This is a genomic window from Rothia similimucilaginosa (assembly GCF_029850985.2).
GTDB lineage: Bacteria > Actinomycetota > Actinomycetes > Actinomycetales > Micrococcaceae > Rothia.
Genome location: NZ_CM138149.1, coordinates 860,361 through 882,773, shown reverse-complemented (window position 1 = coordinate 882,773; position 22,413 = coordinate 860,361). Strand labels below are relative to the sequence as shown.

Here is a 22,413-nt window from a genome sequence, read left to right as displayed (position 1 = left end):
AACCAGGACACCATGACAGAGCGTGCCAGCACGGCACGCTATTCACATCTAAGGAGAGGGAGCTGTATGCCCGGCCTGAACCTAACCCGCAATGAGGCAATCGAACGCGCATCCATTATTAAGCGTGTGCACTCGTACCGTATTGAACTCGACCTGCCGAAGGACAAAGACGTCTTCTCCTCGAAGGTTGAAATCCGTTTCGATGCTCAGGAAGGTACCTCCACCTTCATTGACGCGATTACCTCCTCAGTTAAGTCCATTAACCTCAACGGTGAAGAGCTGAGCACCGAGCTGGCTGACGGCGAGCGCATCCAGCTGCCGAACCTGGCTGCTGAGAACACCCTGGTCATTGATGCAGAGATGTTCTACACCAACACCGGTGAGGGCCTGCACCGTTTCGTGGATCCCGCCGACGGCGAAGTGTACCTGTACTCCCAGTTTGAGGTGCCGGATTCCCGCCGAGTGTTCCCGGTCTTCGAGCAGCCCGACCTGAAGGCTGAGTTCGAGTTTATTGTGCGTGTTCCTTCGCACTGGGTGGTTGTGTCGAACCAGCCCGAGGTGAAGGTTGAGGATAAGGAATGCGGTTGCGGCCGTGCGAAGACCTGGTTCTTCAAGCCAACCCCGCGCATGTCTTCGTACATTACCGCGATTGTGGCTGGCCCCTACGAGAAGGTCACCAGCGAACTGACTAACTCTGAGGGTCGCGTGATTCCGCTGGGCGTGTACGCTCGTAAGTCTCTCATGCCTTTCGTGGATGCTGAGGACATGTTTGAGCTGACCCGTCAGGGCTTCGAGTTCTACGAGGAGCAGTTCAAGACCCCGTACCCGTTCGAGAAGTATGATCAGCTGTTCGTGCCCGAGTTCAACGCAGGTGCAATGGAGAACGCTGGCTGCGTGACCTACCTGGAGACTTACGTCTTCCGCTCCAAGGTTGCGGAGGCTCTGCGTGAGCGCCGCGCTATCACCGTTCTGCACGAGCTGGCTCACATGTGGTTCGGCGACCTGGTCACCATGAAGTGGTGGAACGACCTGTGGCTGAACGAGTCTTTCGCTGAGTTCATGTCGACTCTGGCTGCTGCGGAGAACACTCGCTACGCCAAGGAGGCGTGGGCTACCTTCGCTGCTTCGGAGAAGACCTGGGCTTACCGTCAGGATCAGCTGTCTTCGACTCACCCGATTGTGGCTGAGATTCGTGACCTTGCCGATGTCCAGGTGAATTTCGACGGTATTACGTACGCGAAGGGCGCTTCGGTGCTGCGTCAGATGGTGGCGTGGGTCGGCCAGGAGAACTTCATGGCTGCGCTGAAGGTGTACTTCGATAAGCACAGCTGGGGTAACACCGTTCTGGATGACCTGCTGGTTGAGCTGGAGCGCACCTCCGGCCGTGACGTACGCGCGTGGAGCGCTAAGTGGCTTGAGACTGCTGGAGTAAACACTCTGGCTGTTGAGGTTGAGAACGACGAGGCAGGTAACATCTCGTCTCTGGGTATTCGCCAGTCCTACGCTGAGGGCTTCGAGACTCTGCGCCCGCACCGTGCCGTCATTGGTTTCTACAACCTGGTAGACGGCAAGCTGACCCGTACCGACCGCATTGAGCTGGACATTGACGGCGAGCTGACCGTGGTTGAGGAGGCTCTCGGCAAGAAGCGTCCTGACCTGCTACTGCTCAACGATGAGGACCTGGCATACGCAAAGATTCGCCTGGATGAGCGTTCCATCGAGACCGCGATCAAGCACCTAGGTGACATTGATTCTTCCGTGGCTCGCGGCGTAGTCTGGGGTTCGCTCTGGGATACCGTGCGTGACGCTCAGATGCCAGCACGCAAGTACGTTGACTTGGTGCTGAACAACATCGGTCAGGAGACCAACTCCACCGCTCTGCGCACCCAGATTAACAACCTGTCTGCTACCCTGCACTCCTTCGTGGCTCCCGAGGCTCGTGAGGAGACTCGCCGCCGTGCTGCTGACCGTCTGTGGGAGCTGGCTAACGCCGCAGAGCCCGATTCGGATGCTCAGTTGCAGCTGGTGCAGGCGTTTATCAACCAGACCCGCACCGAGGTGCAGTACGACAACGTGCAGCGCCTCTTCGAGGGCGAGCTGGCCCTTGAGGGCCTGGACATTGATGCTGACCTGCGTTGGAACCTGGTGTGCCGTCTGGCAACCGGTGGCCGCTTCACCGCGGAGCAGGTCGCTGAAGAGCTGGAGAACGACAACACCGCTAACGGCCAGCAGTATGCTGCTCAGGCGTACGCTTCCATGCCCTCTGCTGAGGCAAAGGCAGAGTACTGGAATAAGATTATGGTTACCGGCGAGCTGTCGAACATGATTCAGCGTTACGCTATTTCTGGTTTCCAGTCCGGCAAGCCCGAGCTGATCAAGCAGTACCACGAGCCGTATTTCGAGCAGATTGAGGGTATCTGGCGTTCGCGTTCGCATGAGATTTCCATGCAGATTATTAGCGGCATGTACCCGAGCGAGCCGACTGCTGAGCTGTTGGAGCGCACTGAGTCGTACTTGGCTTCTTTACCTGATGATGCTGCGGCTCTGTACCGTCAGATTGCGGAGGCACGTGATGGCGTGGCTCGTGCCTTGAAGGTTCAGGCTGCTGACATCTAACAATGCTTGTGAGTTGAGGTGGGTTGACCGTCTGCTCTCATAGGTTTTGTTCGTCCCCTTCTGCCCCGTTCTGGGGTGGGAGGGGACGTTTTGCATCAAGTGTTTAAAATCTTGTCACTGCGGTGCATATTTTTTGTTATTTTCATTTGATTATCCTTCAAAGGCTCTCTACTTGGGGTTGCGGCTATCGTATACTGTTGTGCATGCCTTCTATCCAGTCTCCTATCGCGAAAGTTTCTCTGACCGGCGCAATCCTTGCTGTGGTTGCCACCGGTTCTGTTGGCGTGTACTACTCCGCAGGAGGCTTCAACTCACCTGGTAGCACCGCCGCAACTGCTGCGGCGAGTGCTGATCCTACCCAGTCAGCGCAGGAAAGCCCGAGTGAGTCCCCCTCCCCCGAGCCGACTCCGGAACCGACCACCCCGGCGCAGAAGATGGAACGCACCGCACAGAACGCCTTCGGCAAGGAGGGGGCGCAGGCAACCAGCGAGGCTCAGGTGCCGTTCTCTACCTCCGCTGATACCGCCGACATGCTGGTTCAGCAGTTCAAGGGTGGCGTGGTCATGTACACCCCCAAGTACGGTCCGGTTGCGGTGGAATCCGGTGTCTACGAGCATTGGTGGAAGCAGCGCGGGTACAGCGACTTTGCCGCTTGGGAGGGTCTGCCGGTGAGCTGGCGATCCGAGAACGGCGTACTGTACACCAAGTTTGAGAAGGCTGAACTCTACTGGGATAAGGCGAATGGTCTGCCGCGTAACGCGAACATCCTGGGCGCTCAGGATGCCCTGGTGATTGGTGACTCGCAGGTGACCTCAACCTCATGGGTTGGTTTGGGTCTGAAGCAGGCAGGTTTCATTCCTTATCTGTTCCGTTGCGGCGGCGTGGGTTTTGTGATCGCCCGCGACGGTGCATGCCCCTCCTACTATCAGGGTGTGATGGGTGGCCGTTGGGCTCTACCGAGCGGTAACCCCGGCGTGATTTATCTGGATGCCTCCGGTAACGACATTTATATTCACGAGGATGAGACGAAGGCTCGTGAGCACGTGAACGCGCACCAGACTCAGGTCATTGAGCAGTTGCGACGCATGTACCCGTCTTCGAAGATTGTGCTCGGTGGCGTGGTGTCTATGGATGAGGCGTCTGCACCGGATAAGCAGCTGGCCCATAAGCGTCACGTGGCGAACGAGGTCGCACAGCAGGGTGCCCGCGAGACTGGTGTACTATTCATGGACACCGCGGGCTGGCAGACCATTTATCTGGCTGAGGGTGACATGGCTGATAGCGTGCACCTGAAGGATGAGGCACAGTACAAGCTGGCGGTACCCTTTGCAACTCGCCTGCGTGAATTGCTCGGCACCGCCTAATCAGCTGCGTACATCAGCTTCAATCAACGCATATAGCATCAAAAATGAGGCGCCGGAAGGATTCAAGCCTTCCGGCGCCTCATTTGTTTGACCTGTTCCCGTTTATACCGCCATGTCGCGAATACGGTCAGCAACTTCAACGTTAACAGTTGCGTGGCGAATCGCCTTGAAGAATCGGCAGTAGCTGGCGAAGAGACCGGTCAGGTATTTGTCCATCTAATCTCGGTTACTGGCAAGAGTACCGTCGATGTTGACTGCCATCAGATCCATAAAGGTCTCACGTTCGATCTGTACGGGAAGGATACGCCTGGTTAGGGTGCTGCGGAAGAGTTCCCGTGCGGTGTAGCTGGTAATCGGCGTGTCAAAGATGCCCCGGTGAAAGGGCGTGTTTTTTCTAGAAAACCCTATTTTTGTAAAGTAATGCCTCATCGAGCATCATATTAAGCTCGTCATCTTTATTTTAATGCGTCTAGAAAAACCGCTGGTGGTGCAGGCGAAAATCCCACGCCACCAGCGTAAAGAGTCAACAAGTGTCTCAAGGAGCGGTTTAGAGCAGCGAACCGGAACCGCGGCGCACCAGCACCATACCGGCGGGCGCCACAATGCGTAGCCACTCTTCCGAACCTACATGCGCCGCGAACAGCGGCAGATCACCCGTGAAGCCTTCCGGGATGAAACCGAACACGCGCAGGGCAAATGCTGCACCGGTCGGTACAAGCACGATATCAAATTCTGGTAGGTACTCCAGCACCATATCGGAGGACCAAATACGAGAGCGCACCGTGGAAAGCACCGCGGCGCCGGGGTTCTCGGGCAGGGCGCGTTCTACCGCCTCCAGGCCTTCTGCGGTGGCCCGGTGGAACTCTTCAACCGGGACGGTGCCGACCTCGTACCAGCCGCTGAGCGGGGCTGACTTACCTGCCCAGCTAGCGTTGACGGTCACCGGCGGCATGAACAGCACCAGCTGCGGGTTCCCTTCGTTGCGCTGTTCTTCTGCCTGCTTCTGCAGATGTGCCAGACGGTCCAGCAGCGCCTGCGCCTGAACAGTCATGTCCAGGGTGGAGTCAGCCAGCAGATGCAGGGCACGCAGACCCATGATGACCGGGGTATCCGAGGATGCGTCCTCCGGCTCCAGGGAGCAGGCGAATACCGCCACCACGCGGCCGCGCGCGGTCAGTCGGATAACGGCGTCCGGGTTCACCGCCAGGGCGCGAGAAATGTAGGTGGCAAGGTCCTTAACCACTGCGGCCCCCTGGGCTCCGCCGGGCAGAATCAGGTAGGGTTCCTCCACGCCTTCGTGGGGGTTGTATTTGAGTTCAATAGGTGCTGCAGCGTTCGGCACGCTGTTCTGGTTGGGAGCGTTCTCCTGCACGGGGGTATTGTCAGGGGTGGTTTCAGACGTCGTAGTCATCTCTGCTCCTTCTCGGCGTTGGCCTGCTCGGTGGCAAGTTGGTGGGTGATATTGTGCGATGGTGTGTTAGGTAGGCGTTCCGGATCGACAATCCGGGTCAATGTTCACAGTCAATACTCCAAATCAACCCGTCGTGGTTATCTCAGAGTATGCTCTCCCACTCTACGCCAGAAACCGGTTCCTTGAAAACGTGCGAGAATAAAATCATGACCAAGCCCACTGTGACCCAAAACCTTATGCGAATGCTGGACCTCTCCCCCGTGGAGGTGGCGCCCGCCTCCTTCGGTAGTGATGAAGTGTCTACCGGCGTGACACTCACCCGCGAGCAGCCGCGTACTTTCGGTGGTCAGGTTCTTGCCCAGTCGATTATTGCCGCCGACCGCACGGTGGAGGGCAAGGGCATCCACTCGATTCACGCTTATTTTCTGCGCCCCGGCGATATTGAGCGTGAACTGTTCTTCGCCACTCAGCGCCTAAACGATAGCCGTTCCTTCTCGACCCGTCGTGTGCAGGTGTTCCAGGATGAGGTGCCCATGTTCTCGGCGATTATGTCTTTTCAGTCCGATAGCCGCGGCCCGGAGCACACCGCGGTAACTATGCCGGAGGTTCCGGACCCCGAATCGCTGCCGATGGTCAGCGACTACCTGGGCCAGCTCCCCCACCCCATTGCACAGGCGGTCGCGTGGGAACGCCCCATTGATATGCGACACGTGGACGCACCCCTGTACACTCAGGCGGATGCTTCCTCGACACAGCCGCGTGCCTGTGTGTGGTTCAAGACCTTTGACCGCCTGGTGCATGCTGATGGTTCTGAGGCCTCGGAGGCGGAGCACCGCGCCGCTATCGCCTACGCTTCGGATTATCTGCCGCTGGAGCCGGCTCTGCGCCGTCACGGCAAGTTCTGGCTGGAGCCGGGCCTCAAGAGCGCCTCGCTAGATCACGCAATGTGGTTCCACCGTTCGGCACGTGCCGATAAGTGGCTACTGTACGTGCTGGATTCCCCGAGCGCGCAGGGTGGCAGGATGCTCGCGCAGGGGTCGATTTTTAATCGTTCCGGCGAGCTGGTGGCAACCGTGGCGCAGGAAATGATGTTCCGCCTGCCCGAATACCGCTAAAGTCGAGCACCGCTAAAGCCGAATACCTTTAGAGTTTCGGCACCGTAACAGCGTAAAACGTCAGAGCATACAGAAAGACCGTGTGAGGTGGTTGTCTCACACGGTCTTTCTTATGTTCTAGTGTACGGTCTAGAAGCCGTTTGGAAACTCTTATTTGGTTTCGACGTCAATCACACCGTCCGGAGAAATATGCACGGTGCGCTTGGTGCGGCGGGAAACAAAGAAGTCACCCACAAACACCAGACCAGCCAGCAGGAGCACCAGGGCAATCAGCCACACTGCCACCGCGCCGAAGAACATCGGGAACAGCAGCACGAGCAAACCCAGGATCAGGGTACCGATAGCAGAGAACTGCAGGTGGCGTCCGGCGGCGAAGCTCAGGTACTTCAGGCCCTGAGCAGCCATCAGACGAATCAGCGCCCACGCAATCAGCCATACGCCCACAATGGTCGGGATGTAGGTCGCCTGTGCGCCCGCCGAGGCTGTCAGCAGAATCAGGCCAACCACCATGGTCAGGATGCCGTTGATTAGGTCCCAGCCGGTACGTACCTGCTTCAGCGCACCGAAGTAGCGGACCACTTCAAACACACCACCGAGTAGCACCGCAATGGAGAACACAAAACCCAGAACAGCCAGCGGGGTGGCGGGGTTGGCGAACATGTAGATTGCCGTTGCAAACAGCAACAGACCGGTAATGAGGGACATCCAGTTATATTTTGAAAGCATGAGCTCCAGTCCTTCGTATCAAATGTGTTAGTTATACACACCCATTAAACCATGAATGTGAACTCCGCCATGACGCACCGGTCACCACTGGGCGAACTATTTCTACCGGCGAACACACACTCCTTCCCTCACCAGCGCATACGGCATCTAGCGTGCACAGCAAAGCCCCGCCTCCTGCGTCATAACAGCATCAGGAGGCGGGGCTCGCTACCGAACTAAACCCTATCGGGTCAGCTTGCGGTGCACCACGCGGTGCGGCTTAGCAGCCTCAGGGCCGAGGCGCTCAATCTTGTTCTTCTCGTAGGACTCGAAGTTACCCTCGAACCAGTACCACTGATCCGGGTTCTCATCGGTGCCTTCCCACGCCAGGATGTGGGTTGCCACGCGGTCCAGGAACCAACGGTCGTGGGAGACGACCACTGCACAGCCGGGGAATTCCAGCAGCGCATTTTCCAGGGATGCGAGGGTCTCAACATCCAGGTCGTTAGTGGGCTCATCGAGCAGCAGCAGGTTACCGCCCTGCTTGAGGGTCAGCGCCAGGTTCAGACGGTTACGCTCACCACCGGAGAGCACACCCGCCTTCTTCTGCTGGTCCGGGCCCTTGAAGCCGAACGCGGAAACGTACGCACGCGAAGGCATTTCTACATTGCCGACCTGGATGTAGTCCAGACCGTCAGAGACGACCTCCCAGAGACTCTTCTCCGGGTCGATGTTCGCACGGTTCTGGTCAACATAGGAGATCTTCACGGTCTCGCCGACCTTCAGGTTGCCGCCGTCGAGGGGCTCCAGACCAACGATGGTCTTGAACAGGGTGGACTTACCCACACCATTGGGACCAATCACACCCACGATGCCGTTACGGGGTAGGGAGAAGGACAGGCCGTTAATCAGGGAGCGGCCGTCGAAGCCCTTCTGCAGGTTCTCAGCCTCAATAACCACGTTACCCAGGCGGGGTCCCGGAGGAATCTGAATCTCTTCGAAGTCAAGCTTGCGGGTCTTCTCAGCCTCCGCAGCCATCTCCTCGTAGCGTGCCAGACGAGCCTTTGACTTAGCCTGGCGGCCCTTAGCGTTGGAACGGACCCAGTCCAGTTCCTCGCTCAGGCGCTTAGCGAGCTTAGCGTCCTTCTTGCCCTGAACTTCGAGGCGGGAGCGCTTCTTCTCCAGGTAGGTGGAGTAGTTACCCTCGTAGGGGTACAGGTTACCGCGGTCAACCTCAGCAATCCACTCGGCCACGTGGTCGAGGAAGTAACGGTCGTGGGTAATCGCGATGACCGCACCCTCGTAGGACTGCAGGTGCTGCTCCAGCCAGAGCACGGACTCTGCGTCCAGGTGGTTAGTGGGCTCGTCGAGCAGCAGCAGGTCAGGCTTCTGCAGTAGCAGCTTGCACAGCGCCACGCGGCGGCGCTCACCACCGGAGAGGTGGGTGACGGGCATGTCAGCGGGCGGGCAGCGCAGCGCTTCCATTGCCTGCTCCAGCTGGGAGTCGAGGTCCCAAGCGTTAGCAGCGTCGATAGCTTCCTGCAGCTGACCCATTTCTTCCATGAGGGCGTCGAAGTCAGCGTCGGGCTCAGCCATGAGGGCGGAGATTTCGTTGAAGCGGTCCAGCTTGGACTTGATTTCGCCCACGCCTTCTTCAACGTTGCCCAAAACGGTCTTCTCTTCGTTCAGCGGCGGCTCCTGCATGAGGATGCCCACGCTGTAGCCTGCGGTCAGGCGCGCCTCACCGTTGGAGGGCTGGTCGAGGCCAGCCATGATTTTCAGGATGGTCGACTTACCCGCGCCGTTCGGACCAACCATACCGATCTTGGCGCCGGGGAAGAACGACATCGTCACGTCGTTAAGGATGACCTTGTCACCCACAGTCTTGCGGGCCTTGATCATCTGATAAATAAATTCAGCCATAGTTACCTATTTTAGCGTGAATTCGATTGAGGGTACGAGAGTTTTGGATTACATGCTATGCGGAGTACCACGCAGGCACTATACTCGAAGCTATCACAAGAAGACTTAAAGCAGGAAGCACTGAGCCTAGTGTGTGAAAAGCGGTCCTTAACGGCGGAGCGGGTGAGCACCGGTCCGGACCACCGGCTTACTCACCCGCTTTGCAAAGCACATTCCTATCCGCATTGGGTGGGTCATCAACCACGATGAACGCTCGAACCACCAAGCTCCCATCCCATATATTGCGGGGTTTTGTACCATGCACCACTTGTGTGAATACGTGATAGTTGAGTTGGCTCCCTTGCCAGAGCTTCCTATGGAGAGGAAGGGCTCACATGGGTGCGCTGAATATTTCCCTTGAGTGACTCAACCACATCATACGACATAGCTGAGAGGGGATCGCTGTCTTCGCCCGAACTACCGGCACGGACGAATGTATGCTCTCGGGAACCATAATAACCTTTTTGCATCAAGGTGTCACTTTCAGGTTGAGGTATTCCACCGATTCCCGTTGAGCACATTTCAGGTGCTTTATAGTGCCGACCCCATATATCCAGCCAGGACAAAACACCCGCGGACTATAACCCCTGAAAAATCAAGGAGGGGCCACCCTAAACCTTCCCTATATCACTCCACCTGGGCTAATACCCACCTAAAGCAATATGCAGAAAAGTTAGTGCAGCCCCACACTGTTTGAGATAAAAATGAGATAGAACCCTACTCAGGGCGATAACCGGTGGAGTTTATCCGTAGTTCTCCCGAGTGACCGGTTACTCGCCGAACTCCACCTTCTCGAAGCTCATGGTGCCATCAGCGTGAGAGACAACAGTATTGGGGTCACGCTCACGACGAGCCGCCGCGTACGCATCATGGCTTGCCTCATCAACCCAGCGGGTCACCACAAAGTAGTCGCCACCCTCATCCAGGGGGCGCCAGAGCTCAAACCCCTCAAAGCCGGGGAAAGAGTCAGCAATGTGGCGGGCAGCAGCAAAGCGGTTCTCCAGCTCAGCGCGGTTGTCGCCAACGACAGTCAAACGGTGAACCTTAACAACGGACATATGTCCTCCTTCTGTTGAGTACGTACTTTCAACAATGAAAGCGGGTTACAACCTCGCGCCAGCTATAGGTAGACTATGCTCTTAGCGAGGTTAACCTCAGCATAACGGTTCATGGACACAAAAAATAGGGGTTAGCACCAACTAACAGTTATATGACGCTAACCCCCGTTCAGAGAATCACAAGGCACTCACGAGCACCCGTTCAGCTTAGGATTCCGGCTGGGTCTGCACGGTATCAGTCTGTGCTGTCTGAGCCACGATATCAGTCTGAGCCACACCATCAGCCTGAGGTGCGGGGTTCTTCTTCGCCTTCTTCTGAGCAGCCTTCGCCTGGTTCGCAAAATGCACCCCACGCTCAGCCAAGAAGCGGCGGTCCTTCTTATCCCACTGCTCCACCGGGTACGCCTCCAACAGGTCGGGGCGGCGCTCCAGGGTGCGCTCAATCTGACGGTCACGACGCCAACGCGCAATCGCACCGTGATTACCCGATAGCAGCACCTCCGGCACCTCACGGTTACGCCACACGGCGGGCTTCGTGTACACCGGATACTCCAGCAGACCACCCGTATGCGACTCCTCCTCCAGGGAGGCGGGGTTACCCATCGCACCCGGAATCAGGCGGGTGATAGCCTCAATCATTGCCATGACTGCAACCTCACCACCGTAGAGCACGTAGTCGCCCAGGGAAACGGGCATCACGCGGAAGCTCTCCTGCGCCCAGTCCAGCACGCGCTCGTCAATGCCCTCGTAGCGCGCCGGGGCGAAGACGATATGCTTCTCCTCCGCCAGCTTGTACGCCATTGCCTGATCAAAAACGGCACCCGCCGGGGACGGGACAATCAGTAGCGGGCGGGTATCAGCCTCGGGCCCAGCACCCTCAGACTTAGCACCCTCAGGAGCATCTTCGGTAACGTTCAGCGGGGAGGCGGCAAGCACCTCATCCAGCGCCAAGCCCCACGGCTCCGCCTTCATCACCATGCCCGCACCACCGCCATACGGGGTGTCATCCACCGTGCGGTGACGGTCAAAGGTGTGCTCACGCAAATCGTGCAGGTGCAGGTCCACCAGGCCCTTCTCGCGCGCCTTACCCAGCAGGGACAGCTTCAGCGGCTCCAGGTACTCGGGGAAAATCGTGACCACATCGTAGCGCACGGACTACTCCCCCGCCTGCTCGGTCGAATGCTCAGTCACCTGGGCAGAATCCTCAACCAGGTCAATCAAACCCGCCGGAGGAGTCAGCAGTACAAAGCCGGGCTCATTCTCGGTCGAGGGAACCACCTCGGGCACAATCTCCTCAACAAAAGGAATCATGATCTCTTCACCCGCACCGGATGCAAGACGCGGCGAACGAGCCAGCTTAATCAGCAGCAAATCCTGAACCGGCATGGTCTGCAGACCGGTCACCTTACCCAGCGGCTTGCCCACAGCCGGGTTATCCACGGGGCTCTCACCCTCGGGAACGTCCGCCAGCAGGTACACGGGCAGGTTCACCAGCTCCTGCTCGTAGAAGCCCTCTTCATCGCCCTCATCCTCGGGAACCTCGTAGACCAGGCGGCTACCGCGCAGCTCCTCAGCCTGGTTGCGGGTAGTCACCTCATCAAAACGGACCACCAGAATCTTCTTGTTCCAGCGGGCACCGGCAACCGTCAGCTCACCGGTAGGCGCCACCGAAGCGGCAGCAGAGCCGGGCTTGAAATTCTCGATACCGAGCACCTCACCGCGGGCAAAACGCTCCTGCGGGGCATCAGTAAAGAGCTGAACCGTCACCTCACCACGAATACCGTGAGGCTTACCGATACGAGCCACCACAACCTGCATAATTTTCCTCCGCTGGATACAAGTTAAAACCTACGCCGTGCGCGTACACGGCTCCCACTATTCTACCGGGCACTTAGGACGGGCGCATTCTGCCGCCTCTCCCTCGCCTCCACGGTGACCGGGGGCGAGCGCTCGTACAGATAACTCACAGCAATAACTCGCGCAGAGAAAACGGGTACGCAAAAGCCCCCGCCTTCCGGAATAATTCCGGGAGCGGGGGCTTCAAGCGTTTACGAGCTAGCGTCGCTTTTTGTCGGTGTCGATAATGTCGATACGCATCGGCTCGCCATCAGATATCGCGTCCATCACCAGACGGATGCTCTTGGCGGTACGACCGGACCTGCCGATAACTCGGCCCAGGTCATCCGGATGCACGCGAACCTCAAGGGTTTCACGGTGACGCTGGGTGCGCAGGCGCACCTTTACGTCCTCCGGACGATCGACAATCCCTCGAACCAGGTGTTCGAGTGCATCAGCCAACATAATTACTCAGCTGCTTCCTCAGCCTCAGCCTCGGGTGCTGCTTCTTCAGCAGCCTCTTCAGCCTTCTCAGCCTTGGGGGTGATAGCCTCGGGCAGGATCACGGAACCCTTTTCGGGAACAACGAACTCAGCCTTAGCTTCAACGGGCAGAACCTTGGACTCTGCCTTCTCGCCCTTGAATGCAGCCCAGTCGCCCGAGAGCTTCAGCAGAGCCAGAACCTGCTCGGTCGGCTGTGCGCCGACGGAGAGCCAGTACTGAGCACGCTCAGAGTTGATCTCGATACGCGAGGGGTGCTCGGTCGGGTGGTAAATACCGATCTCTTCGATGGTCTTACCATCGCGCTTGACGCGCGAATCAGCGATCACGACGCGGTAACGAGGATCGCGGATCTTACCCATACGCTTGAGACGAATCTTAACAGCCACTTTAGTGGTTACTCCTGTTTCATAATATTGGTGCGAGGCACACGGTTCAGCACCCGTGGGGCGGGCCGTTCACGGCACCTCTATGGACACAACAGCGCGCGAAGAGAGGGGTCGCGCGTCGCCGGGTACTCAGCTAGGGTATCAGAGCCCAAGATTTTAAGCTAGCGCCACGGAAAAATAATTGCTCAAGGCACCGAACATCACTTTTAAACAGCGTTCTGTGCCCGGTGATGCACCCGTGATGTGCCCGGTCATTAGGCTGTTACTCGGCTCAGATAGCTATGCCCGGCGAGCCGCAGCATAGCCGCCACTAGTCAAGGTTGCTCATCTCCAGGGTCTCCCCCGTCTCTAGAGCGCGGTAGCACTCACGCAGACGCTCCACCATCGACGGACGCACGTAGCCATCTAGGTTCTCCGGAGCAACCCACTCGTAGGTCACCAGCTCAGCATCCTGCAGGGTAATCTTCGTATCCGCTGCTATCACGCCGCCGTCATACATGTAGTAGGTCGAATCGCCCCACACGCCCAACGCCAGGCCGTGGAAAATCAGCAACACACGACCCAGCTTCACACCCAGGCCCAGCTCCTCCGTAATCTCACGCTCACAACCGGGCTTGGGCGCCTCGCCTGCCTCCACGGTACCGCCGGGAAGAATCCAGCCGTCCTTATAGTTCGGCTTCACCAGCAGCATCTCGCCACGCTCATTACGAATCAGCGCGCCCGCCGCCAAACGGCGCGTGGGCAAGGTGGCGATAAAAGCCTTCAGCTCTTCATTGCTCAGATAGGAATCCTTCATGGCTTCTTTCCTTTAGCGTTCGGTTTTCTTCGCAGTACGCTGCCTGATGCTACGCACTATACCCAGGGCACGCTCGCGCAGTCCAGAGGGTGCCTGCTCCGTGGACGGGGTAGCATCCTCCACCGTGCGGTAGTGCCCCTCACGCAAATCATCAATCAGAGTGCGCTTCTTGGTCGAGCGCTCACCGCTCCCGCTAACACCCGGATGCACCAGCTCAGCGTCCGCCACCGTGTGGGCATGCTTCTTCGTCTGAGTACGTTCAAAAGAACGCAGCACAGTGGGAATCAGCGCAGATTCCACGGTGGCATTCAGAGCAAAGAGCGCTGCGGCCACCGAGCACTTACGGCTCGCCTTACCCTGAGCGCGACGGCGGCGTGCCACATTCGCCAGGATCAAGGCGATAGCGCTCTGAGCCGTCACATCAATACTGAGGGCAATGCCCACGCGGCGGGTCTTGGCACGAATCTGCTCCGGAGTCAGACGCTTGCAGCGCGAACGTGGTACAAGGCTCTGCACGAAGGAACCCTGCGGTGCGGAGCTCTGAGATGCACTCATCTGCGGGGCATTCGGCTCATTTCTTTCACTCACCACAGCGTTCTTCTGAGGCACGAGCCCAGCAGAACCCTCGAAATCCTGCTGACTCACCATCACCTCCTGCGATACGATGCCATACCCCTCATCCACCGCGGAGTCAGCCTCATGCAGGGCGCTGTCAAGAGTCAGGTAGCCTTCTTCAGTCTCCACAAAAGAGTCCGACTCAGAACCTTCCGGGGAACCCAGGTGGGTGTACTCGTAAGGAATATGAGCGTTATTGATAGCGTCCGTCCACTCGGCAAGAGTCACGCGGCGGCCAGTCGCCACGAGGCGGTAGCTACGATCCAGCGGCGAGGTGTAGCCGCCCGGGTAAGGTGCGACCTCCTCATCCTCCTCAGAGAACGTACCTTTAGACACATCGGCAGTTTCAGCCGCATCTGCAGGCTGCGTGAAGCCCTCATCCTCATTGCCGAAGACGCGCGCCGTACTAATCGACGCCACATCAAAACCGGTGGTCGGCACCAGCGCCAGCTCCGTGGGAACACCCAGCAGCTGCAGCACCGACTCCAACGCTAAGGTATTGCTCGTATCGCGCAGGTACGCATTCAGGCGGCGACTGGTAATGGAGTCAACCTCCACACCAAACATCGCCATGACATTAGCGATACCCTGCTCGATTTCCTCCTCCTCGGAACCGAAAATCTTCGAACCCGACAGCTCCGGGGCGCTACCGGGAAGCTCCGAAAGCAGGTCCTCCAACACACCGCCAAAACGTGCGATTTCCTCACGACTGAGAGCACGGTTCAGGCGCTTAGGGACACGCTGCCAGGTGAACTCCTCCACGATATTCTCGTAGGGTTCGCCGAACGCCTCCAGGTACCACTCCTCATCCGAGTAGGGTTCACGGGCAGGCTCCTCATAGACCACCAGGTGCTGCTGGTTCGCGTTGCCCTCAGCAATCAGGGCGTTACAGTTCAGCAGGCCCAGCAGGCCCATCAGATCCACCGGATCGGCAGAAATGAGGGTCCACTCCCCCGCCGGCGCGGCAACAACCTGCCGGGTACCAGCAGGAAGGTACGCCAAAAGAAGCCCCGTAATCATGTCAATGGGCAGGTCAATGAGCATGGCGGCGTCGCCGTCCACCAGGAACTCCAACTCACCCTGTCCATTGGGCAGTTCCTCCCACACGGTCGCCTCACCCTCAAGGGCGGCACCGGTAACCGGCAGCTGATCCACCAGCTGCGCCACGTAATCCTCAACCGGAGTACCCACGTGCAGGTGGCCGTCAGCGACCTCCAGCACATTCATGTAACCTTCATCATCCACGGCGCACAGCACGTAGAGCTGTACCTGATGCTCGCCCACCTCGTAGGCAATCAGTTCCGGGGAGGCGGCGGTCGCTTCAATGAGGGCGACAATCAGCTCCTCATCGGTGGTGGAGCGAGCCATGATGCGGCGGCGCTGAATGTTCTCCTCCAGCTCCATGGTCTGCTCGATGCGCTCATTGCGCTGCTTCTTAGCGGTTCGCTCCTCATTCTGGGCGCGCAGGTACTCTGGGTTATCCGATTCGCCGGTTCCGGCGGGTGCGGGGGCGTCGTCCCACATGCCGGTGAGCTTATCGACGGTCCACTCTTCGCTCTCCAGGGCGGCGGCTAGGCGGTCAACCTTCGTGCGGTCGTTCCAGGTGCGCTGCTTATCGTGGTCTTCCGCCTTCACCTCATCGTGTATGCTGCGGGCTTCACGAATGAGGTTCATGATGGTTGCGGCAACGTCGTCAACGGCGGGGTCTTCGCTCTCGCTGGAGTAGATGAGGTCGCCCGTCAGTTCGGCGGAGTGCTCCCCGTACTCGAGGGCGATACGCGCCCAGACGGGGGTGTACCCGGGAAGGATGCTCGAACCATCGTCGAAGCCATCCGCAAAGTCCTTTGAAAAGTCACCTGAAAGGTCGTCTTCACTGCCCTCTGCGGGAGCATCGGAGAAGCCCAGCGAGCCCTCCTCAGCTACAGGCTCAGCTGCAGACTCAACTGCAGATTCGCCGGCGGGGTCCTCTACAGCGTCATCAGCGAAGGCGCGCTGAGACCACGGCATGACCTGCTCATCCAGCTGATCATCCGCGTTCTCTCGATTCCAATTCTGCTCGTTCTGAGCCATTGATACCTTCCCTTCACACACCCGTTCATATACCCAACCCGGGCACCATACCGGTACGGGTGCGCCCCGTCACCACGTGCGCACCCGTACCACCCCTTACCGGGGCTCATATTTGCTCTTACTGCAGGAACTTCTCGAAGCCCTTCGGCAAGTTCATGCTGGACAGATCCATCTCCTGGCTCTGAGCCTGCTGACCGAATGCAGCACCGGCGCGGGCCTGCTGTGCCTTAGCTGCTGCCGCCTCCTGAGCCGCACGCTTCTGCGGGTTGCCGGAGCGAGCCTTCTTCTTCTTGTTGTTCTTCGCGTTCTTACGAGCGCCACCGGCTGCAGCCGCCATACCGGGCATCTGCATACCACCGGGCATGCCGGGCATCTTGCCCGAAGCAAGCTTCTTCATCATCTTCTGAGCCTGAGCGAAACGCTCCATCAGCTGGTTCACCTCAGACACGGTTACACCCGCACCCTTAGCAATACGGGCACGGCGAGACCCGTTAATGATGCGCGGAGCCACACGCTCGTGCGGGGTCATGGAGCGAACAATCGCCTCCACGCGGTCAATTTCGCGCTCGTCAAAAGCCTCAAGCTGCTGACGCATCTGAGCCGCACCGGGCATCATCATAAGCAGCTTCTTCATGGAACCGAGCTTACGAATCTGCTGCATCTGAGCCAGGAAGTCCTCAAACGTGAAGTCCTCCTGATCGATGAACTTCTTCGCCATGCGGTCGGCTTCAGCCTTATCCCACTGAGCTTCAGCCTGCTCAATCAGAGTCAGGATGTCACCCATATCCAGGATGCGGCTTGCCATACGGTCCGGGTGGAACTGCTCGAAGTCAGTGACGTTCTCACCGGTGGACGCGAACATAATCGGCTTGCCGGTGACCGAAGCCACCGACAGTGCCGCACCACCGCGGGCATCACCATCAAGCTTAGAGAGGACCACGCCGGTGAAGTCCACCCCCTCGTTGAAGGCGTTAGCAGTGTTCACGGCGTCCTGACCAATCATCGCATCGATGACGAACAGAACTTCGTGCGGCTCAATAGCGTCACGGATATTACGTGCCTGCTGCATGAGCTCAGCGTCAACACCCAGACGACCCGCGGTATCGACGATGACCACATCGTGCAGCTTAGCGCGAGCCTCAGCTACGCCGTCACGCGCCACCTGCACGGGGTCGCCGGTGGGTACGTCAAACTCGCTGGTCACACCGGGGTGCGGCGCGTACACGGGCACGCCCGCGCGCTCACCGACGACCTTCAGCTGAGTCACCGCGTTGGGGCGCTGCAGGTCGGATGCAATCAGCATCGGGGTGTGGCCCTGGCCCTTCAGCCAGTGAGCCAGTTTGCCAGCCAAGGTGGTCTTACCAGCACCCTGCAGACCCGCCAGCATAATGATGGTCGGGCCGCTCTTCGCCATGTTGATGCGGCGGGTAGAGCCGCCGAGAATATTCACCAGCTCCTCGTTCACAATCTTGACGATCTGCTGGGAGGGGTTCAGCGCCTCGGAAACTTCCGCACCGAGAGCGCGTTCCTTCACGTGGGCGGTGAATTCGCGGACCACGGGGACAGCGACGTCAGCGTCGAGCAGGGCGCGGCGGATTTCGCGGACGGTTGCATCAATGTCTGCCTCGGAGAGGCGGCCCTTGCCGCGCAGGTTCTTAAAAGTTGCCGTCAAGCGGTCTGAGAGAGAATTGAACACGAGCCGTGATCACTTTCTTAACGTTGAGGTGGCCCCCAGCCGCGAAGGCGAACGGGGATGGTTAGTCAGTCTTTAAGGATACAGGATGAGCGCTTTCTCCCCCGCCTCCACCTGTGGATAAGCTCCACCGGTTCACCCTCAGCTCAGGATTTAGACCGAGGGGCGCCTCTAGCTAAGGCGTATCAGGAGCACGGCAAATACCTTCAACAGACGCTCCGCACCCCGCAGTACCCTCAACATGTCAGATGAATTAGATTTTCTAGACAGCCTGGGTTAGAATTCTAAAGGTGTTACGCACTAGTGCGTGATACGCCCGAGTGGCGGAATTGGCAGACGCGCCTGACTCAAAATCAGGTTCTTCGGAGTGTGGGTTCGAGTCCCACCTCGGGCACTCACACTGAAGCGGCGGGAAAGTTTGAAACTTTCCCGCCGCTTTTTCTATACCTGTGCATGCCCATACCTTCGCATAGCCAGCCGAAGGTAAACACCCGTAAGCATAAGAAACCTCCGCCCAGCCATGATAGTTCACGACCGGGCGGAGATTTCTATACATCGGGCAGTATGTTCCGGGAACTAATCCGAGCTACCCCTCAAAAATTCACTCAGAAAGAGTTAGCGGCTTAGCGCTTGACCTCGTTCTCCTCGTAAGGACGCAGGTCCTCACGCTCACCCTCAGCACCGGAGACGCGGTGTACCTGAACCATGTTGGTGGTACCTGCGTGGCCTGCAGGAGCACCAGCAGCAACGACGACCAGGTCGCCAGCTTCTGCCAGACCATTCTCAAGCAGGTACTCATCCACGTAGTGGAACATATCTTCCTGGTTGGTAATCATCTCAACCTGCTCAGCGTCAACACCCCACAGCATGGACAGGAAGGAGCGAACCTTCGAGCTGGTGGTGAACGCAACAATCGGAGTCTCGGGGCGCAGACGTGCCAGACGACGTGCCGAGTCACCGGACTGGGTGAAGGTTACGATGAGCTTTGCATCCAGCTGGTCTGCGATGTTCACTGCTGCACGGGTGATTGCACCACCGCGGGTTCGGGGCTTGCGGTCCAACTCAGGTACGCGGTACAGGCCGTCCTTTTCGGTGTCCTTGACGATTGCAGCCATTGCCTGCAGGGTCAGAATCGGGTACTTACCGACCGAGGTCTCACCGGAGAGCATAACGGCGTCTGCACCGTCGAGGATTGCGTTAGCGCAGTCAGAAACCTCTGCACGGGTGGGAACGGGGTTGTCGGTCATGGACTCGAGCACCTGGGTTGCCACGATGACGGGCTTTGCCCAGCGGCGTGCCATGTCAATAGCCTTCTTCTGGACGAGGGGAACCTCAGAGAAGGGTAGCTCAACACCGAGGTCACCACGAGCGACCATAATGCCATCGAACTTGTCAATGATGTCCTGCAAGTTCTCAACTGCCTGGGGCTTCTCAATCTTTGCGATAACGGGCACGCGGATGCCCTCTTCGTCCATGATCTTGTGGACGGGGTCAACGTCTGCACCGGTACGAACGAAAGAGAGTGCAATAATGTCTGCACCCATCTTCAGTGCGAAGCGCAGGTCGTCTGCGTCCTTCTCGGTCAGCGCGGGCAGGGAGACTGCTGCGCCGGGCAGGTTAATACCCTTGTTGTTAGAGATGGGGCCGCCGACAATCACGCGGGTGCGAACGGTGGTGGGGGTGACCTCAATTGCTTCGAGGCGAATCTTGCCGTCATCGAGCAGGAGCTTGTCACCGAGCTTTACGTCGCCGGGCAGGCCCTTGTAAGTGGTGCCGCAGATTTCTGCGGTACCTTCAACGTCTTCGGAGGTGATGGTAAAATCTGCACCGGGCTCAAGGTATTCCTTACCGTTGGCGAAACGCTCGAGGCGAATCTTGGGGCCCTGCAGGTCGGCGAGGATTGCAACATCCTTACCGAGCTTTGCGGATTCTTCACGGATAGTGTTGTAACGCCCCTGGTGCTCGGCGTGGTCACCGTGGCTCATGTTCAGACGGGCGACGTTCAGGCCAGCCTTGATTGCCTCGGAAATCTTCTCGGGGGATTCGATTGCCGGACCGATGGTTGCAACGATTTTTGCGCGCCTCATGTACCTAACCTTTGTGTATTGTTTTGCGTGACCTCTAGGGTTCACGCTGATTTTCCAGGGAAGACTAACGTCAAAATTCCCAACTATTCCCACATGCTCTAACAGGTCACCACGTGCCAGATGCGTGGGGTTCCTTCTTAATTATAGGCGTTTTGGCTCTAGTTGGGTATGCCTCACCCAACTCTTTCCACTTGAAGAATAGTGTTTCACATCGCATTTTATTTACCCCTCCCCACTGGACACATCAGAGGGAGCCAACCGTCACCCCATTCACCCTCATTCCCCGGAAAGTAGATTAGGGTACTTTTTACTCATGCATAGCCCCTACTGCACAATATTTAGTTACATTCGAGAACGTTCGAGCATATTTCAAAAACATAGAGACACTCAGACTGGGCTATGAGAAAATAGATAGGGCATCCAAGAGCTAGGCGATTTCACATTTTCGCGCGCCTAGCCTATATTGGAACCCATAATTAGTATTTGAAATGCGAAATATATCTGGAAGGTTCACAGATGACTACTCGCGTGCTGATTATCTTCGGCTCCACCTACGGCTACACCGAACAGTACGCCACCTGGTTGGCAGAAGATTTACGTGCACTCCCGCAGGCTCCCGAAGTTGAGACTGTCCCCGCCTCCAAGGTCACCCCCGAGCAGGCAGAGGCATTCAACGCTTTCGTAATTGCCGGCAGCGACTACGGTGGATTCCTCAACGGGGCACCGGCACTTCGCAAGAAGATTCTGCCGATTATTGCACCCAAGAAGAACCGCACCGCATTCTTCACCGTCTCTTTCACCGGTGAATACTCCAAGAAGCTGCTGGACAAGGCCGTCGCCAAGAGCTACACGCCCGAACTCACCGAAGGTCGCCCCGTCTACCACCTGCGTGGCGGTATCGACTTCGACAAGATTTCACTGGCTCATAAGACCGCACTGAAGGGCCCGGTACGCGCATGGCTCATGGCGAACCCGCACCCCAACGAAGGTATTCAGCAGATGCTCGAATGCTACAAGACCGGCAAGGCTGAGTACATCGACCGCGAGACTCTCAAGCCGCTGATTGAGGACATCGCGAAGTTCCTCTAAATCCTTCAGGATTCACTAGCTTTCGTTGACCCCCACCCGCCCCTCTCGGATAGGCACGGCAAGAAGCCGAGAGGTCGGGCGGGGCTCACCGAGATAAACGTGCCAACAGGCACCATAGCGTGGTCGATGACTCTTCATCTCTCCTGCATCGGCCATGTAACTCCGGATGCTGGATGCGAGGCCGCACCCCAACAGTAGCCGGACGCTGAGGGGGTGGGTCTTTGTGTGTGCGGCCCACCCCCCCTTCCTTCGCGCTCCAAGAGGTATTCCCTCAGGCCGATCACACCGCGCTAGACACCTCCGACAGACACCTCGACAGACAGTCGCCCGATAGTGCGGTCCGCACAGTAATGAACACACGAACCGGTGCCACCTCCCCCGCTTTTACCACAACTCTGAGCGGTATTTCCACAACCCGGAGCTCCGCACAGGGTCTGGCGGCTGGTCAGGGCCTGGCATCCGGTCAAGCGCTGGCGCAAGGCCGCTCCTTCTAGATTCCTTCCGGCGGAACCCTCGGCATGGACGTCTCCTCACACCAGCAGAACGTGAACTGGGTGAGTGCCTACGCCGTAGATTCCCGCTTTGCCTACGCGAAAGCGACCGAGAGCACCTACTACACCAACCCCTACTTTGCTCAGCAGTACAACAGCTCGGCGCAGTTCGGCACTCTGCCGCTGCACCTGGCAAGCTACTCGACCGTGGTCGATGCAATTCCGGCGGGTTGGAGCAGCTACAGCATGTGGCAGTTCACCAACTCCGGCCCGTTCGTGGGTGACTCGAACTTTTTCCTCGGCACCGTGAATGATCTGAAGGCTCTGGCGAAGAACCCCAACGCGGTGCACCGCAACTGGGTGAACGGCCAGGACCGCGCAGCGTGGAATCTACCAAAGAGCGCGTCAGTTACTAAACAGCGTGGAATCTACTCAACGATAAAACGCACATATAAGAACGAGAGGCACCTGGCAGAGGTGCCCCTCGTTCTTTCGCTACGGGACGCATCTTTTGAACAACACAAAATCAAGATGTGCTCTGTAGCGGGTGGGTTACCGAGTGAGTAGAGAACTCGGTTATATTACCCGTGCCTGCAGATAAATTTATGTCGAGGC

At 58.1% G+C, this 22,413-nt stretch carries 18 protein-coding genes and 1 tRNA gene; 7 read left to right on the top strand and 12 right to left on the bottom strand.

Going from position 1 to position 22,413, the window contains the following annotated elements:
* The first annotated feature begins 66 nt into the window (after positions 1-66).
* Both pepN and QFX07_RS03690 read left to right on the top strand, forming a co-directional pair.
* Positions 67-2,616 carry an aminopeptidase N gene (gene pepN, locus QFX07_RS03695; RefSeq protein ID WP_279740155.1) on the top strand — a complete coding sequence of 850 codons (2,550 nt, stop codon included), beginning with the start codon at positions 67-69 and terminating at the stop codon, positions 2,614-2,616.
* 203 nt (positions 2,617-2,819) lie between these two features.
* Positions 2,820-3,980 (top strand): SGNH/GDSL hydrolase family protein, encoded by a 1,161-nt coding sequence (locus tag QFX07_RS03690; RefSeq protein WP_279740156.1) that lies wholly within the window; start codon positions 2,820-2,822, stop codon positions 3,978-3,980.
* Between the two features lie 547 nt (positions 3,981-4,527).
* Here the strand turns inward: QFX07_RS03690 and QFX07_RS03685 are convergent.
* Positions 4,528-5,391: a transcriptional regulator gene (locus QFX07_RS03685; RefSeq protein WP_279754144.1), complete on the bottom strand. Its 864-nt coding sequence runs from the start codon at positions 5,389-5,391 to the stop codon at positions 4,528-4,530.
* A gap of 206 nt (positions 5,392-5,597) precedes the next feature.
* On the opposite strand from QFX07_RS03685, the gene QFX07_RS03680 reads away from it, so the two are divergent.
* Positions 5,598-6,506, top strand: a complete 909-nt coding sequence (locus QFX07_RS03680; RefSeq protein ID WP_279754145.1) for an acyl-CoA thioesterase — start codon at positions 5,598-5,600, stop codon at positions 6,504-6,506.
* A gap of 150 nt (positions 6,507-6,656) precedes the next feature.
* Here QFX07_RS03680 and QFX07_RS03675 read toward each other — a convergent pair whose 3' ends face one another.
* From QFX07_RS03675 to ffh, 10 genes are all read right to left on the bottom strand, one after another.
* Entirely contained in the window at positions 6,657-7,232 is a 576-nt protein-coding gene (locus QFX07_RS03675; RefSeq protein WP_279754146.1) for an HdeD family acid-resistance protein, read from the bottom strand.
* A gap of 222 nt (positions 7,233-7,454) precedes the next feature.
* The gene (gene ettA, locus QFX07_RS03670; protein WP_279754147.1) at positions 7,455-9,134 is read right to left on the bottom strand and encodes an energy-dependent translational throttle protein EttA; all 1,680 of its coding nucleotides are present in this window, start codon (positions 9,132-9,134) and stop codon (positions 7,455-7,457) included.
* A gap of 809 nt (positions 9,135-9,943) precedes the next feature.
* Complete coding sequence (locus tag QFX07_RS03665; protein WP_279754148.1) at positions 9,944-10,231, bottom strand: antibiotic biosynthesis monooxygenase family protein; 288 nt, start codon at positions 10,229-10,231, stop codon at positions 9,944-9,946.
* 207 nt (positions 10,232-10,438) lie between these two features.
* Positions 10,439-11,383 carry a tRNA (guanosine(37)-N1)-methyltransferase TrmD gene (trmD, locus tag QFX07_RS03660; protein WP_279740164.1) on the bottom strand — a complete coding sequence of 315 codons (945 nt, stop codon included), beginning with the start codon at positions 11,381-11,383 and terminating at the stop codon, positions 10,439-10,441.
* A 3-nt stretch (positions 11,384-11,386) separates the two neighbouring features.
* The gene (rimM, locus tag QFX07_RS03655) at positions 11,387-12,049 is read right to left on the bottom strand and encodes a ribosome maturation factor RimM (protein ID WP_279740166.1); all 663 of its coding nucleotides are present in this window, start codon (positions 12,047-12,049) and stop codon (positions 11,387-11,389) included.
* Between the two features lie 237 nt (positions 12,050-12,286).
* The gene (locus tag QFX07_RS03650) at positions 12,287-12,532 is read right to left on the bottom strand and encodes an RNA-binding protein (protein ID WP_005505691.1); all 246 of its coding nucleotides are present in this window, start codon (positions 12,530-12,532) and stop codon (positions 12,287-12,289) included.
* Between the two features lie 2 nt (positions 12,533-12,534).
* Positions 12,535-12,957 carry a 30S ribosomal protein S16 gene (gene rpsP / locus QFX07_RS03645; RefSeq protein WP_005505689.1) on the bottom strand — a complete coding sequence of 141 codons (423 nt, stop codon included), beginning with the start codon at positions 12,955-12,957 and terminating at the stop codon, positions 12,535-12,537.
* 310 nt (positions 12,958-13,267) lie between these two features.
* Positions 13,268-13,753, bottom strand: coding sequence for an NUDIX hydrolase (locus QFX07_RS03640; RefSeq protein ID WP_279740169.1), 486 nt, complete (start codon positions 13,751-13,753; stop codon positions 13,268-13,270).
* 12 nt (positions 13,754-13,765) lie between these two features.
* The gene (locus QFX07_RS03635) at positions 13,766-16,438 is read right to left on the bottom strand and encodes a YqhG/Tai3 family protein (protein ID WP_279740171.1); all 2,673 of its coding nucleotides are present in this window, start codon (positions 16,436-16,438) and stop codon (positions 13,766-13,768) included.
* 118 nt (positions 16,439-16,556) lie between these two features.
* Positions 16,557-18,134, bottom strand: a complete 1,578-nt coding sequence (gene ffh, locus QFX07_RS03630) for a signal recognition particle protein (RefSeq protein WP_279740173.1) — start codon at positions 18,132-18,134, stop codon at positions 16,557-16,559.
* A 311-nt stretch (positions 18,135-18,445) separates the two neighbouring features.
* On the opposite strand from ffh, the gene QFX07_RS03625 reads away from it, so the two are divergent.
* Positions 18,446-18,525, top strand: a tRNA-Leu gene (locus tag QFX07_RS03625).
* Positions 18,526-18,754: 229 nt separating this feature from the next.
* Here QFX07_RS03625 and pyk read toward each other — a convergent pair.
* Positions 18,755-20,218, bottom strand: a complete 1,464-nt coding sequence (gene pyk / locus QFX07_RS03620; RefSeq protein ID WP_279740175.1) for a pyruvate kinase — start codon at positions 20,216-20,218, stop codon at positions 18,755-18,757.
* Between the two features lie 516 nt (positions 20,219-20,734).
* Between pyk and QFX07_RS03615 the strand changes: the two genes are divergently transcribed.
* The 3 genes from QFX07_RS03615 (at position 20,735) to QFX07_RS03605 (ending at position 22,365) form a co-directional block, all read left to right on the top strand.
* Positions 20,735-21,307, top strand: a complete 573-nt coding sequence (locus QFX07_RS03615) for a flavodoxin domain-containing protein (RefSeq protein ID WP_279754149.1) — start codon at positions 20,735-20,737, stop codon at positions 21,305-21,307.
* Between the two features lie 350 nt (positions 21,308-21,657).
* Positions 21,658-21,801 (top strand): hypothetical protein, encoded by a 144-nt coding sequence (locus QFX07_RS03610; RefSeq protein ID WP_279754150.1) that lies wholly within the window; start codon positions 21,658-21,660, stop codon positions 21,799-21,801.
* A 24-nt stretch (positions 21,802-21,825) separates the two neighbouring features.
* The gene (locus tag QFX07_RS03605; protein ID WP_279754151.1) at positions 21,826-22,365 is read left to right on the top strand and encodes a GH25 family lysozyme; all 540 of its coding nucleotides are present in this window, start codon (positions 21,826-21,828) and stop codon (positions 22,363-22,365) included.
* The last annotated feature ends 48 nt before the right edge of the window (positions 22,366-22,413 follow it).